Origin of the sequence: Brevundimonas sp. (assembly GCF_013823285.1) — a bacterium.
Classification (GTDB): domain Bacteria; phylum Pseudomonadota; class Alphaproteobacteria; order Caulobacterales; family Caulobacteraceae; genus Brevundimonas.
Genome location: NZ_PNLV01000066.1, coordinates 1 through 13,971 on the forward strand (window position 1 = coordinate 1; position 13,971 = coordinate 13,971).

Sequence of the window (13,971 nt, forward strand, 5' to 3'; positions counted from 1 at the left end):
CGTGCACGAGGCCGGCGGGACCGAGGCCCAGGAGCTGGGCGTCATGGCCGCCGCCGTCGTCGCCTATCTGCGCGCCCTGGAGGGCGCCGGCATCGCGCCCGCCGCCGGCTTGAAGCGCATCGTCCTGGGCCTGTCCGCCGACGCCCGCTATCCAGTCCAGATCGCCAAGCTGCGCGCCGCCCGCGCCATCTGGGCCCGCATCGCCGGGGCCTGCGGCTCGGACGCCCCCGCCGTGATCGAGCTTCGCTCCTCGGCCCGCATGCTGGCGGACCGGGGCGTGCACAACAATCTGTTGCGCCTGACCGCCGCCGCCTTCGCCGGGGCCGTGGGCGGCGCCCAGGCCGTGGTGCTCGATCCCTTCACCGCGCCCCTGGGTGGCGACAATCCCCTGTCCCGCCGTCAGGCCCGCAACACCCAGCTGATCCTGATGGAAGAGAGCCATCTGGGCCGCGTCGCCGACCCGGCGGGCGGCGCCTTCTTCTTCGAGCAACTGACCGACGACCTGGCCCGCGCGGGCTGGACCGCGTTCCAGTCCATCGAGGCGCAGGGTGGTCTGGCCGCCGCCCTCCTGTCCGGGTCCTTGTCCGATGAGGTGGCCGAGGCCCGCGAGGCCCTGATCGGCGCGACCCGCGACGGCTCCGCCCCCATCCTCGGCGTCAGCCTCTACCCCGCCGACGAAGACCCCGTGACCATCGACCCGCGCCCGGCCCATGCGGTCCCCGCGCCCGATGTGCGTCAGGCCGGCCCCGACGGCGCCGGCAAGGCGATCACCCCCATCCGCCTGTCCGACCATGTGGAGGCGGCCCGATGAGCCTGCCCGACTTCACCACCCTGACCTTCGACCAGGCCGGGACCTCCGCCCACGGCCCCGGCCCTGCAAAGGCCGACGGATGGACCACGCCCGAGAAGATCACTGTCGATCCGGCCTACGGCCCCGACGCGGTCGAAGGGCTCGATTTCGTCAGCGGCCTGCCCGGCGTCGCGCCCTATCTGCGCGGCCCCTACCCGTCCATGTACGCCACCAATCCGTGGACCATCCGCCAGTACGCGGGCTTCTCCACGGCCGAGGCGTCCAACGCCTTCTATCGCCGCAATCTGGCGGCCGGTCAGAAGGGCCTGTCCATCGCCTTCGATCTGGCCACCCACCGGGGCTATGATTCCGACCATCCGCGCGTGGCGGGCGACGTGGGCATGGCCGGGGTCGCCATCGACTCCATCCTCGACATGCAGACCCTCTTCGACGGCATTCCGCTGGATCAGATGTCGGTGTCCATGACCATGAACGGCGCCGTCCTGCCGATCATGGCCCTCTACATCATCGCCGCCGAAGAGCAGGGCGTCAGCCGGGACAAGCTGACCGGGACCATCCAGAACGACATCCTCAAGGAGTTCATGGTCCGCAACACCTACGTCTATCCCCCCGCCCCCTCCATGCGGATCATCTCGGACATCTTCGCCTACACGGCGCGCGAGATGCCGAAGTTCAACTCCATCTCCATTTCCGGCTATCACATGCAGGAAGCCGGAGCGACGGCGGACCTGGAGCTGGCCTACACCCTGGCCGACGGGGTCGAATACGCCCGCGCGGGCGTGGCCGCCGGCATGGACATCGACGCCTTCGCCCCACGCCTTTCCTTCTTCTGGGCCATCGGCATGAACCACTTCATGGAGGTGGCCAAGATGCGCGCCGGGCGCCTGCTGTGGGCCTCGCTGATCCAGCGCGAGTTCGCGCCGAAGTCGGCCAAGTCCCTGGCCCTGCGCGCCCACTGTCAGACCTCGGGCTGGAGCCTCGCGGCCCAGGACGTCTTCAACAATGTGGCCCGCACGGCGGTCGAGGCCATGGCCGCCGCCCACGGCGGAACCCAGAGCCTGCACACCAACAGCCTCGACGAAGCCCTGGCCCTGCCCACCGACTTCTCGGCCCGCATCGCCCGCAACACCCAGATCTTCCTGCAGCGCGAAACCGGCATGACCGACAGCGCCGACCTGTGGGGCGGCTCCTACTATGTGGAGCGCCTGACCCACGACCTGGCCGCCCGCGCCCTGGCCCACATCGAGGAAGTGGAAACCCTCGGCGGCATGGCCAAAGCCATCGAGGCCGGCATCCCCAAGCTGCGCATCGAGGAAGCCGCCGCCCGCACCCAGGCCCGCATCGACACCGGCCAGCAGACCGTCGTGGGCGTGAACAAATATCTCTCCGACCTGGCCGACGACATTCCTGTACTGAAGGTGGACAACGCCGACGTCCGCGCCCGCCAGATAGACAAGCTCAAGCGCCTGCGCGCCGAGCGGGACGAAGCCGCCTGCCAGGCTGCGCTGGGCGCCCTGAAGACCGGCGCCGCCGGCAACGCCAACCTGCTGGAGCTGTGCGTCGACGCCGCCCGCGCCCGCGCCACCGTGGGCGAGATGTCCGACGCCATGGAGGCCGCCTTCGGCCGCCACGTGGCCGAGGTGAAGACCGTCAGGGGCGTCTACGCCGCCGAGGCCGGGGCCGACGCGAAACTGGCCCGGGCGCGCGGCATGGTCGCCGCCTTCGTGGAGAACGACGGCGGCCCGCCCCGCATTCTGGTGGCCAAGCTGGGCCAGGACGGCCACGACCGGGGCCAGAAGGTCATCGCCTCGGCCTATGGCGACATCGGCTTCGACGTGGACGCCGGCCCCCTGTTCCAGACCCCCGCCGAGGCCGCGCAACAGGCTGTCGACAACAATGTCCATGTGGTCGGCGCGTCATCGCTGGCGGCGGGGCACCTCACGCTGGTGCCCGAACTGAAGGCCGAACTGGAGAAGCTGGGCCGTCCCGACATCATGATCGTGGTCGGCGGCGTCATTCCGCCCGGCGACGTGCCCGCCCTGCTGGAAAGCGGCGCCGCGGCGGTCTATCCCCCCGGCACGGTCATCGCCGAGTGCGCCGTGGACCTGCTGGACAAGCTCAACGCCCGCCTCGGCTACGCCCAGCCCCCCGCCGGGAAGAGCTAGACTACCGTCATCGCCGGGCTTGTCCCGGCGATCCATACGCACGGTCAGGGCAAGGGAGCCGCGGCATGCGCCGCCGCATTCCCGGCGCTCAATCTGTGTGTTCTTAAAGGGTTCGTCGCGCCACGCCCCCTGTTTGCGCCCACCCCGCCAAGCCGCCGATATACTCCTGTCCAGCGAGAGGGATCAGCGCTGGACTGTGAGACTCCATTGCACTGTTTTTTCGCTCGAGAGTCTCAAGCCACCCAACCGCACGCCCGAAACCGGATTTCAGACTATTCGGACAATTCAGACCCTGTTTTTTCCGAATCTTGCACTGCAATTGCACTGTTTTTCGCGTCCGGCGTCTCATGCGGGCGGCCAGGCAAAAACCTGACCGCCCGATAAGAAAAGCTGGACTTTCAGGGATTTACTGCGGCATCACCACCGTATCGATCACATGGATCACGCCGTTGGAGGCGTCCAGATCGGTGGCCGTCACGGTCGCCGTGCCGCCCGCCGCATCGGTCAGGATCACCGAACCGCCTTGCAGCGACGCGGTCAGTTCGGCGCCCTGCACGGTGGTCAGGGTGGCGCTGCCGCCCCCGGCCTCGATGGCCGCCAGAACGTCGGCGGCTTTCAGCTCACCGGCGACCACATGATAGGTCAGCACGGCCGTCAGGGTGGCGCGGTTGGCCGGCTGGACCAGGGTCTCAACGGTCCCGGCAGGCAGCTTGGCGAAGGCGTCATTGGTGGGCGCGAAAACGGTGAAGGGACCTTCGCCCGACAGGGTTTCGCCCAGGCCGGCGGCCTGGACCGCGGCGACCAGGGTGGTGTGATCCGGAGAGCTCACAGCCACGTCAACGATGGTCTGGCTGGACTGCATCTGGCCGTGACCGCCGCCGTGATGGTCGAAAGCGACCGCAGGCGCCGCGGCGCTGGCGAGAATGGCGGCGGCGGCGACCTTGGTGATCAGATGTTTCATGATTTCGTCTCCTGAGTGCGACCGACTTGCTGTCAATCACATTCAGTTACGGAGCATATCATCTCATGGATGCTCGACCATCATCAAATCTGACAATGATTATTTCTATGATCAACATAAGATGATCTTGAAAAGGGCGCGGGGAGACCGGCGGAAGGGCAGGAAAGGTCTCCCCGCGCATCGACGGGTCGGAGATGGAGCAACGGAGACGAACCAGCCTCCGGCGCCGTCGATAATCTCAGCTACGACGGCGCCGGGAGATTGGATGCAGGGATCAGAGCTGGCTGATTTCGCCCTGGGCCACCACCGGTCCATCCGGCTGGGCGGACGGGGTGTGGCCCGGCTCCTCCATGGACACGGCGACCGAGATCGCCTGCCCGGCCACCGACGCCAGGGCGGGGTCCAGATTGTGGGTCGCGGGCTGGGTCGGGTGGAATGCGCCCACCAGCTGCACGCCGCCGTCCGGCTTGACCAGCCACAGGTGGGGCACGCGCGGATCGCCTTCCATCACGTCGGTGGGGGCCAGGAACAGGTGCCCGGTGGCCGCGTCATAGGCCAGGGTCACCGCCGCCGCGCCATTCTCCAGCGTCAGGGTCGCCACCCGGGTCACCCCGCCCTGGGGCGCGGCCGGTTCGGGAACGGAGGCGGGCTGGGCCACCATCACCGCCAGCGCGGCCACGCTGGCCGCCAGCAGACCGGTGGAGCCGATGGCCCACCGCCGCCAGAACGTCAGCCTGCCGTTGTCGTTCGCCGCCACGACGCCGAAGGCGCCCGCCGCGATGCGGACCCACAGGGCGTCCGACGGCCGCACGGGGGCGATCTCATCCGCCAACCGCGCCAGATCCTCGTTCCAGCGCGCCACGCGCCCGGCGAACTCGGCGTCCGTCTGCTCACGCCCGCGCGCGGCGGCTTCCTCCGCCTGGGGCAGGATCCGCAGGGCCAGTTCCCCGGCCAGCACGTCGTCGGCATCCTTGTCGATGGTGTCGGTCATTGTTCCAGACACGCCCTCAGCTTGAGAAGCCCTCTCCGTATCCAGCTCTTCATGGTGCCCAGGGGCACTTCCTCCCGCCTGGACAGTTCGTCGTAGGTCACGCCCTCGAAGAAGGCCGTGCGGATCGCCCCGCCCACCTTGTCATCCAGCTCCTCCAGGCAACCGTTCAGCCGCTGCGCCTCGTCAGCCTGCTCCACGGCATCCGAGGCCAGCGGCGCGTCGTCCGCGACCTCGAAGGCGTCGTCCACCGGGCGGGTCTGGATGCGGGCGCCGGCCGAGCGCAGCCGATCGATCGCGCGGTTGCGCGCGATGGTCACCAGCCATGTGATGGGGCTGGCGCGGGTGGCGTCAAAGGTCTCGGCCCTGCGCCAGACGGTCAGATAGGTGTCCTGCAAAACATCCTCGGCGAGCCCCCTGTCGCCCAAGATACGCAGGCAGACTCCCAATAGTTTCGAGGAGGTCGCCTCATAAACTCTCTGGAACGCGGCGCGGTCGCCCTGCCCCGTCTTGCCAAGCTCTATGGCCAGAGCCTCGCGCGTCATCACCGCTTCCATGCATGTCCTCAGCTTTTGGGGGATTGTGACGGGGGTCTACGTCCGGTCAAGATCAGTCATGCAGATAGACGACCCTGCGGCGTCCCGCCGCGCGCATGTCAGCCAGATGCCGCTCATGATCGCCGCTGGCCTTCGCCGCGCGCCCGTTGGCCTCGACCCAGTGGGTGGCCTCGATTTCCTTCTGCAGGGCGCGCCCCGCGAAATGGTGCCCGATGAAGAAGAAGTCCACCACCGAGCCGGCCACAGGAATCTCGGTGACCGCCACGTCGAACACCAGATAGGCCGCCATCTTGGCCAGAGTCCGGGGCGAGGCCCTGGCCTGAAGGCCGCTGGCGAACAGCAGGGCCGCGGCCCCGAGACTGTAGGCGCCCCCCACCAGAGGGATCCAGGTCAGCAGGCCGTCCATGCCCACGCCCCACGGCCCGATCTTGATGACCCGGTCGGAAAGCTTGCGCACCCCCTCGACACGGGACCACACCTTCTCGATATCGTGGATGGTCCGTTTCGCCATGAGCGCCCCTCATTCGCCTGTGCGGTCTTCGACCGTCCCTCACAAGCCCCGCTTGAATGTCCCTCAAACGCCTTCAGTTGCAAAGCTCCGTGAATTTGCCGGTCCAGACGGTCCTGACGGCCGCGGCCCTCGGCCCGCTGGTCGTCGCCCTGGCGTCCCTGTCGGGGATCGGCCATCGCTGGGTCGACATCCTCGCCCAGTTCCCCGCCCCCCTTCTGCCGGTGACCCTGGCGGCGACGGTGATCGTGCTGCTGCTGCGGTTCTGGGTCCCGGCGGCGACCGGGACGCTGGCCTGCCTGCTTCTGGCGCTGGCCGTCTGGCCTCAGATCGCGCCCGGCGGGCCGTCCCCCGCCGCCGACAGCCCGCGCGTGCGCCTCTACGCGGCCAACCTCTACGCCATGAACGAGGACGTCGCCGCCATACGCGCCTCCATCGAGGCCGCCGATGCCGACATCGTTGTCCTTGTGGAGTTCGGGGAAGCGCCCAACGCGGCCGTCAATACGCTCCTCGCCGGCTATCCCCACCGTGAAATCACCGAGCGCGTCGTCCGCAGCGAGGACTCGGTCCGCTCCGTCATCGCCTCCCGCTACCCCCTGTCGCGCCGCTCCACCGAAGGCAATGAGCGCCAGATGATCTCGGCGGTGGCCGACACCCCGCTGGGGCCCGTCCGCGTGGTCGGCGTGCACCTGACCCGTCCCTGGCCGTTTCAATACCAGTGGGGACAGATCATCCAGACGCAGAACCTGCTGGATCACATCGACGGCGCGCCCGAGCCCGTCGTTCTGGCCGGCGATTTCAACAGCGTGGCGACGGGGCGCATCGGCCGCATGCTGCGGTCAGACGGCGGTCTGGTCCACGCTCCCGGCTGGCCCGGCACCTGGCCCGCCCCCCTGCCTGGCCCGCTGCGCATGACCATCGATCAGGTCTATCACACCCCCGACATCGCGGTGGCGAAGCGCAGCCTCGGCGCGCCCACCGGCTCGGACCACCGCCCGGTCATCGTCGACCTGACCCGTCCGGAGACCTAGGTCCACCACGCCTCGCCGCGCCCGCCGGACTCGCCCAGCGCAATGGCGGTCCATTCGCAGATGCCATGCGCCGCCGCCTGCGCGCCCTCGGGCGGATTGATCATCACCACGGCGCAGCCGTTCATCTGCATGGGATTGGTCAGCGGCCTCAGCCGCGCCTCGGCCACCAGCGCCCGCTTCACCCCCGCATCGGCCAGCCGTCGCAGGAATCCGTCGAGGGTCTCCATGTCCTTGATGGGCAGCCAGATGGCGATCACCGTGTCCGGGTCCCGCCGCATCAGGGCCCCCGCGGTCTCGGCGCAGCGCACATAGTCGTCCGGCCGCTCGAACGGCGGATCGATCAGCACCAGCCGCCGCCGGTCTCCGGGCGCGACCGCGCGCACCACCTCATAGCCGTCCGCCTGCCGTGTCTCCACGCCTTCGCGCCCCTTGAGCCGCTCGACCAGCAGGTCATGCTCCTCGGGGCGCAGTTCGCACGCCACATAGCGGTCGCCCTTGCGCAGGCTGTCGGCGATCAGGACGGGCGAGCCGGGATACCAGCGCACGGTCTCGCCGCCCCCGTTGCGCGCCGCCACGGCGGCCTTCAGCTCCGCCAGCTCGTTCGGCAGTCGCGCCGCGCCCATCAGCCGGGCGATCCCCGCCTGCGCCTCCTTCGACCGCACGGCGCCCTCGCCCAGATCGTACAGGCCCGAGCCCGCATGGGTGTCCACCACCAGCAGGCGCCGCTCCTCGCGCGCCATGCGGCCCAACAGCCAAAGCAGCAGGCCGTGCTTGACCAGATCGGCGAAATTTCCGGCGTGATAGGCGTGGCGATAGTTCATGGCGGCGGCTTCGCCTTCACGACCCTCCGCGTCAAGGGGAACTCTTGGCGCCGTCCGCGTGTTCGCGCTTGGCCTTCACCGAGATCACCGCATGCCCGACGGCTCCGCCTTCATCGACCCGGACCAGATGCCCCAGGGATTGAGCTGGTGCGCCGACGACCAGCCAGGGCTTACCCGGGCCAGACGTGGCAGGGGATTCTCCTATCATCACGCCGACGGCGAGCCGGTGACCGACGCCCGCATCCTCGCCCGCATCAAGGCCCTTGCCATCCCGCCGGCCTGGACAGACGTCTGGATCTGCCCGCGCGCCCGGGGCCACATCCAGGCCACCGGCCGCGACGTCAAGGGCCGCAAGCAGTATCGCTATCACGCCGACTGGTCCGAGGGCCGGTCCGAGGCCAAGTTCCACCGCCTGACCGACTTCGCCCGCGCTTTGCCCCGCCTGCGCCGCAGGGTTGAGGAGGATCTGTCTCGCCGGGGCCCGAGCCGCGAGAAGGCCGTCGCCACCACCGTGCGCCTTCTGGAGATCACCCTGATCCGTATCGGCAATCGGGAGTACGCGCGCCAGAACCGCAGCTTCGGCCTGACCACCCTGCACAAGCGCCATCTGGAGGTCGACGGCTCGGCCCTGATCTTCGCCTTTCGCGGCAAGTCCGGCGTCGAGCACAGCGTCACCGTTCGTGACCGCCGCCTGGCGCGTATCCTGAAGGCCCTGCGCGATCTGCCGGGCCAGCACCTGTTCAAATACCGGGACGCCGACGGCGATCTGGTCCCCGTCAGCTCCGACGACGTCAACGCCTACATCCGCGACATCATGGGCGAGCATTTCTCGGCCAAGGACTTCCGCACCTGGGCCGCCACCGTTTCCGCCGCCCGCGCCCTGCGCGAATGCGACGCTCCCGCCTCGAAGGCGGAATTGAAGCGTCAGTGCAATCAGTGCCTCAAGGCCGTGGCCGGCCTTCTGGGCAACACCCCGGCCGTGTGCCGCTCTGCCTACGTGCATCCGGCGGTGTTCGACCTTCATGAATCCGGGGGTCTGGCGGGCTTGCCCGGCCCGGCCGCCAAGGGGTTCGAGCCGGCGCTGATCCGGGCGCTCGACGCTCATTCTGCGCGAACCGCATAGAATCGCTCGCATGACTTGCTAAAAGGCGGGGGTCAGCGCCCGCGCCATGGAGGTATGATTTGCGCCAACTGGCGAACACGATGGATCTGGGCGCCGCCTTCGATGCCTCTCCCAACGCCTATGTGCTGCTGAACACCGACCTGGTGATCGCCGGCGCCAACACGGCCTATCTCGAGCTGGTGAACGCAAAGCGAGAGCAGATTATCGGCCGCCCCATGTTCGAGGCCTTCGACTCCGGTCCGAGCGACGAGGCGCCCGAAAACGTCCGCCAGGTCCGCGACTCCATCCTCCACGCGATCAAGACCGGCCAACGCGACCATCTGGCCATTGTCCGCTTCTCGATCCCCTTCGAGGATCCCACGGGTGCGGTGATCTACGAGGATCGCTTCTGGAGCGCCACCCACACACCCATCCGGGACGAGACGGGCAAGGTCGCCCTTGTGCTCCAGCACACCACCGACATCACAGAAATCGAGAGTTTGCGGCATCAGGTCGGCGCCGTCACTGGCGAAACATCCACCGCGCTGGATGCGGCGCTCGGAGGCGGCGTCCTCGCCCGCGCCCAGCAGGTTCAGCAGAGCAACCGCAAGCTGGAGATCGAACGGCGAAAGTTGAACGACCTCTTCATGCAGGCGCCCGGCTTTGTCGCTGTGCTGGGCGGCCCGGACCATGTCTTTGAGCTGGCGAACTCCGCCTACGGTCAGCTGATCGGCCACCGGGAGGTGCTGGGCAAATCCGTGCGCGAGGCCATGCCCGAGGTGGTGGATCAGGGGTTCATCGATCTCCTTGATCACGTCTACGCCACCGGCGAAACCTATGAAGGCCGCGAGAGCCTGCTCCAGTTGCAGCGCCGCAAAGGCGGCGACCTGGAAGACGTCTATCTGAACTTCATCTATCAGCCGATCCGCGGCGAAGAAGGCCGCATCGTCGGCGTCTTCGTTCAGGGCTATGAGGTCACCGAAACCGTCAAGGCGGACCAGCGCCAGCGCCTGATGATCGACGAGCTGAATCACCGGGTGAAGAACACCCTGGCCACGGTCCAGTCCATCGCCATGCAGACAGCCCGCACCCACGAGGATCCCGCCAGCTTCGCCGAGACCTTCCAGTCACGGCTGATGGCGCTGTCGCACACCCACAACCTTCTGACCCGCAGCCACTGGGAAGGCGCCGACCTGCGTGACGTGCTCCAGCACGAAACCCTGGCCCACGGCGTACACCGGGTGATCCTGAATGGACCGGCCGTCGCCCTGTCGCCCGCCATGGCCGTGTCCCTGGGTATGATCTTCCACGAACTGGCCACCAACGCCGCCAAATACGGCGCCCTCAGCACAGGCGACGGCCGGGTGTTCGTGGACTGGAGCGTACAGGATCTCACTGACCGCAAATTGGTGATCTTCTGGCGTGAACAGGGGGGGCCGGCTGTGAGCGAGCCCAGCCGACGCGGATTCGGCAGTCGTCTGATCGAAAGGAATGTCCGTCACGATCTGGCGGGAGAGGCGAAACTCGTCTACGCAAGTGACGGCTTTAATGCGGAAATATCCCTTCCGCTGGATCGAGGCGATGGGCATGAGTAACGCGTTGACGGGCCGCAAGGTCCTGGTTGTGGAGGACGAGTCCCTCGTCGCCATGCTGCTTGAGACCATCCTTGAGGACATGGGATGCATCCCCGTCGGTCCCGTCTCCACCGTGGATGAAGGTGTCCAGAAGGCAGAGAACGAGCCCGATCTCGATCTGGCCCTGCTGGATGTGAACGTGGCCGGACGGCAGGTCTTCCCGGTCGCCGAGGCCCTCGCCCGCCGCGGCATCCCCATGGTGTTCTCGACAGGCTACGGCGAGGCTGGACTGCCGCCAGAGTGGCGCGGCGTGCCGGCCATCCAGAAGCCCTTCAGCGAGGCCGCGGTGCGCGACGCCATGCTGGGCGCCCTCAACGTCGCCCGCGCCTGAGGTCCTTCAGGACTTCCCGCGCCGCATTGTGCCCCGGCGCCCCGGTGACGCCGCCCCCGGGGTGCGCGCCCGATCCGCACAGGTAGAGCCCGGGAACCGGCATCCGGTGATCCCCGTGCCCCAGCACCGGCCGCGCGCTGAAGAGCTGGTCCAGGCTCAGCCGCCCGTGGAAGATGTCCCCGCCGACCAGGCCGAAGCGCCGCTCCAGATCCAGCGGCGTCAGCGCCAGCCGCCCCACCACCGCCGCCCGGAATCCCGGCGCCAGACGATCCACCGTATCGATCATCAGGTCCGCCACCTCGTCGCGGTGGTCATCCCACGACCGCCCCTCGGACAGCACCGGCGCCACATGCTGGCAGAACAGGCTGGCCACGTGTGCGCCCCGGGGCGCCAGGCTGTCGTCCAGTGTTGACGGAATCAGCATCTCCACGATCGGCGCCTTCGACCAGCCCTCGCGGCGTGCATCCATGAAGGCCCGATCCATGTAGGCTAGGCTCGGCGCGATGATGATCCCCGCAGTCAGGTGGTCGCCCGGCTGCGGCAGGCAGGTAAAGCGGGGCAGTTCCGACAGGGCCACGTTCATGCGGAAAGTGCCTGAGCCCGACGCATAGGCGCCGATCCGCTCGCTGAAGTCCGCCGGAACCACCGCCGGGTCCACCAGCCGCTCGAACAGCAGGCGCGGGTGCAGGTTCGAGACCACGGCCCGGGCCCGCACGGTCTCTCCTGCTTCCGTCACCGCCCCCACGGCCCGGCCCTTGTCGGTCAGCACCTCCGCCACCGGACAGTCCAGGCGAATGTCCACGCCCTGTTCGGCGCACGCCGCCGCCATGGCCTGGGTGATCGCCCCCATGCCGCCGATGGCGTGACCCCAGACGCCCGTTTGCCCTGCAGATCGCCGAACACATGGTGGAGCAGCACATAGGCCGAGCCCGGCGTGTAGGGACTGGCGTAGTTTCCCACCACGCTGTCGAAGCCGAACAGCGCCTTGACCGGATCGCTTTCGAACCAGCCGTCCAGCCAATCCCCCGCCGACTTGGTGAACAGGTCCAGCAGATCGCGCCGCGCTGTGGTGTCCAGCCCCGCCATGCGCCGCCCCACCGACGCGGCCTTCAGCATTTCCGGGATGACGGCCGCCCAGCCGCCCTCCACCACATTGGGCGGGGTGGTCAGGATCAGGGCGCGGAGCACATCGGCCACCGCCTCCAGCCGCCGCTCGTAGGCCGGCAGCCGCTCCGCGTCGCGCGCCGAGAATTTCGCCACCTCGGCCTGGGTCCGCCCCTCCCCCGCCAGCAGATACGAACTGTCATCCAGCGGCAGGAAATTGCCCACCTTGCGCTCGACCACCCGCAGGCCGCGCCCCGCCAGGTCCATATCGGCGATGATCTTCGGGTTCAGCAGGCTGACCGTGTAGCTGGCCGTGGAGTTGCGGAACCCCGGATGAAATTCCTCTGTCACCGCCGCGCCGCCGACCACGCCGCGCCGCTCCAGCACCGTCACCTTCAGCCCGGCCCGCGCCAGATAGAAGGCGCATGTCAGCCCGTTGTGCCCGCCGCCCAGGATGACGACGTCTGCCTGATCCTGACCCCGCACCGGCTTCAATCGCAGGACGTTCGGTCGCCTGGTTGGAAAGACCAGCTCATGACCGGCCCGCGCGCTCCGTCCAGACCGCGGATCGTGGCCGTCATCACGTCGCCTTCCCGCTCATAGACGATGACATTGGGCCAGTCGTTGTCGCGGTTCTGGAAGATCGCCCCTTGCGGGCTCTGGTCGACCAGCATGAAGTCCACGGCATCGCGGCCGTTGGGCATGGCCTGGTACAGGGTGACGCCGCCGCGCGCGATGATCCGCAGCTGCTCCCATTCCGTCAGCCGACCGCCGCGCCGAGTGGTCGAGTGTCCGAAAAGCAGGCCCTCGCTGGCGTGGGTCCAGGTCTCGACGGTCTCACTGCCGGCATCACAGGCGCGCCACACGCCTTCCATCCACCGCAGGTCGATGGCGGATTGAGGACCGGGCGAAGGACTCGCCAGCAACACGGCGGCGATCAGGGCGATCATCGTGTCTCCTCCCGAAGGCTCGGACTCTCAGTCCGGCTGTCCGTTCCTGTATCGCCGATACAGTAGCGGCGCCCCAAGCCAGTAGCAAAGCTCCGCCGGTCGATTGATGTCCCACACCGCCAGGTCAGCCGCCTTGCCGGCCTCCAGCGTTCCGATGCGGTCCGCAATGCCCAGCGCCTTCGCCGCATGGCGCGTGGCGCCCGCCAGCGCTTCTTCCGGCGTCAGGCGGAACTGCACGCAGGCCAGGGTCACGGCCGCCAGCATTGAGGCCACCGGCGAGGTGCCGGGGTTGCAGTCCGTGGCCACAGCCATGGCCACCCCATGGCCGCGCAGCGCCTCAATGGGCGGAAGCGTCTCCTCCTGCAGCATCAGGAAGGCGCCGGGCAGCAACACGGCCACGACGCCCGCCTTCGCCATGGCCGCGATCCCGGCCTCGTCCGCATATTCGATGTGATCCGCCGACAGGGCGCCGTATCGCGCCGCCAGCGCCGCCCCCCCGCCGTTCGACAACTGGTCCGCGTGCAGCTTGACCGGCAGCCCCAAGGCCTTCGCCCTGTCGAACAGCCGCCCCACCTCATCAATGGAGAAGGCGATGGGCTCGCAATAGGCGTCAACCGCGTCCACCAGCCCCTCGGCATGGGCGGCGGGCAGGATCTCGTCCACCGCCAGATCCACATAGGCGGCGCGGTCCTCGCGGAACTCCGGCGGCACGGCGTGCAGGCCCAGATAGCTGGTCGCCACACCCACCCCGCCCTCGACGCCCACCCGCCGGGCGGCGCGCAGCATCTTCAGCTCGCTGTCCCGGTCCAGGCCATAGCCGGACTTGATCTCAACCGTGGTGACACCCGAAGCCTTCAGCCCGGCCAGCCGCTTCAGCGCCGAGGCGACAAGATCGTCCTCTGACGCTTCGCGCGTCATGCGCACGCTGGAGACGATGCCCCCGCCCGCCCGGGCGATCTCCTCATAGGTGGCGCCGCCCAGCCGCTGCTCGAACTCGCCGGACCGGTC

Annotated in this window: 13 protein-coding genes and 1 pseudogene; 6 read left to right on the forward strand and 8 right to left on the reverse strand. The window is 68.5% G+C overall.

What is annotated here, in order from left to right:
• Nucleotides 1-811 (forward strand): methylmalonyl-CoA mutase family protein (locus C0461_RS10070; protein WP_292106406.1); only part of this gene is annotated, 811 nt, incomplete at its 5' end.
• The gene (gene scpA, locus C0461_RS10075; RefSeq protein WP_292106407.1) at nt 808-2,976 is read left to right on the forward strand and encodes a methylmalonyl-CoA mutase; all 2,169 of its coding nucleotides are present in this window, start codon (nt 808-810) and stop codon (nt 2,974-2,976) included. The genes C0461_RS10070 and scpA, both read left to right, overlap by 4 nt.
• Before the next feature lie 406 nt (nt 2,977-3,382).
• Here the strand turns inward: scpA and C0461_RS10080 are convergent, their stop codons facing one another.
• The 4 genes from C0461_RS10080 to C0461_RS10095 form a co-directional block, all read right to left on the reverse strand.
• Nucleotides 3,383-3,937 (reverse strand): fasciclin domain-containing protein, encoded by a 555-nt coding sequence (locus tag C0461_RS10080; RefSeq protein WP_292106410.1) that lies wholly within the window; start codon nt 3,935-3,937, stop codon nt 3,383-3,385.
• Nucleotides 3,938-4,211: 274 nt separating this feature from the next.
• Complete coding sequence (locus C0461_RS10085; protein ID WP_292106413.1) at nt 4,212-4,928, reverse strand: anti-sigma factor; 717 nt, start codon at nt 4,926-4,928, stop codon at nt 4,212-4,214.
• Nucleotides 4,925-5,470 (reverse strand): sigma-70 family RNA polymerase sigma factor, encoded by a 546-nt coding sequence (locus C0461_RS10090; protein WP_292106417.1) that lies wholly within the window; start codon nt 5,468-5,470, stop codon nt 4,925-4,927. The genes C0461_RS10085 and C0461_RS10090 overlap by 4 nt, the downstream gene beginning before the upstream one ends.
• 64 nt (nt 5,471-5,534) lie before the next feature.
• Complete coding sequence (locus C0461_RS10095; protein WP_292106420.1) at nt 5,535-5,993, reverse strand: DUF4112 domain-containing protein; 459 nt, start codon at nt 5,991-5,993, stop codon at nt 5,535-5,537.
• A gap of 56 nt (nt 5,994-6,049) precedes the next feature.
• On the opposite strand from C0461_RS10095, the gene C0461_RS10100 reads away from it, so the two are divergent.
• The gene (locus tag C0461_RS10100; RefSeq protein WP_292106423.1) at nt 6,050-7,021 is read left to right on the forward strand and encodes an endonuclease/exonuclease/phosphatase family protein; all 972 of its coding nucleotides are present in this window, start codon (nt 6,050-6,052) and stop codon (nt 7,019-7,021) included.
• Here C0461_RS10100 and rlmJ read toward each other — a convergent pair.
• On the reverse strand, nt 7,018-7,842 hold the full coding sequence (gene rlmJ / locus C0461_RS10105) for a 23S rRNA (adenine(2030)-N(6))-methyltransferase RlmJ (protein ID WP_292106424.1): 825 nt from the start codon (nt 7,840-7,842) through the stop codon (nt 7,018-7,020). The two genes, C0461_RS10100 and rlmJ, sit on opposite strands and share 4 nt — an antisense overlap.
• A gap of 91 nt (nt 7,843-7,933) precedes the next feature.
• On the opposite strand from rlmJ, the gene C0461_RS10110 reads away from it, so the two are divergent.
• From C0461_RS10110 to C0461_RS10120, 3 genes are read left to right on the forward strand one after another with little or no spacing between them, the layout of a single operon-like run.
• On the forward strand, nt 7,934-8,965 hold the full coding sequence (locus C0461_RS10110; protein WP_292106425.1) for a DNA topoisomerase IB: 1,032 nt from the start codon (nt 7,934-7,936) through the stop codon (nt 8,963-8,965).
• 59 nt (nt 8,966-9,024) lie between these two features.
• Entirely contained in the window at nt 9,025-10,539 is a 1,515-nt protein-coding gene (locus tag C0461_RS10115) for an HWE histidine kinase domain-containing protein (protein ID WP_292106428.1), read from the forward strand.
• A complete protein-coding gene (locus C0461_RS10120) occupies nt 10,532-10,909 on the forward strand; it encodes a response regulator (RefSeq protein WP_045319160.1) in 378 nt (125 codons plus the stop codon). Before C0461_RS10115 ends, C0461_RS10120 begins: the two co-directional genes overlap by 8 nt.
• Here C0461_RS10120 and C0461_RS10125 read toward each other — a convergent pair.
• The 3 genes and pseudogenes from C0461_RS10125 to hutI all read right to left on the reverse strand — a co-directional run.
• Nucleotides 10,890-12,499 (reverse strand): annotated as a pseudogene (locus C0461_RS10125) (NAD(P)/FAD-dependent oxidoreductase). The gene C0461_RS10120 and the pseudogene C0461_RS10125 overlap by 20 nt on opposite strands.
• A 5-nt stretch (nt 12,500-12,504) precedes the next feature.
• Entirely contained in the window at nt 12,505-12,963 is a 459-nt protein-coding gene (locus C0461_RS10130) for a DUF6265 family protein (protein ID WP_292106433.1), read from the reverse strand.
• A gap of 27 nt (nt 12,964-12,990) precedes the next feature.
• Nucleotides 12,991-13,971 (reverse strand): imidazolonepropionase (gene hutI / locus C0461_RS10135; protein WP_292106436.1); only part of this gene is annotated, 981 nt, incomplete at its 5' end.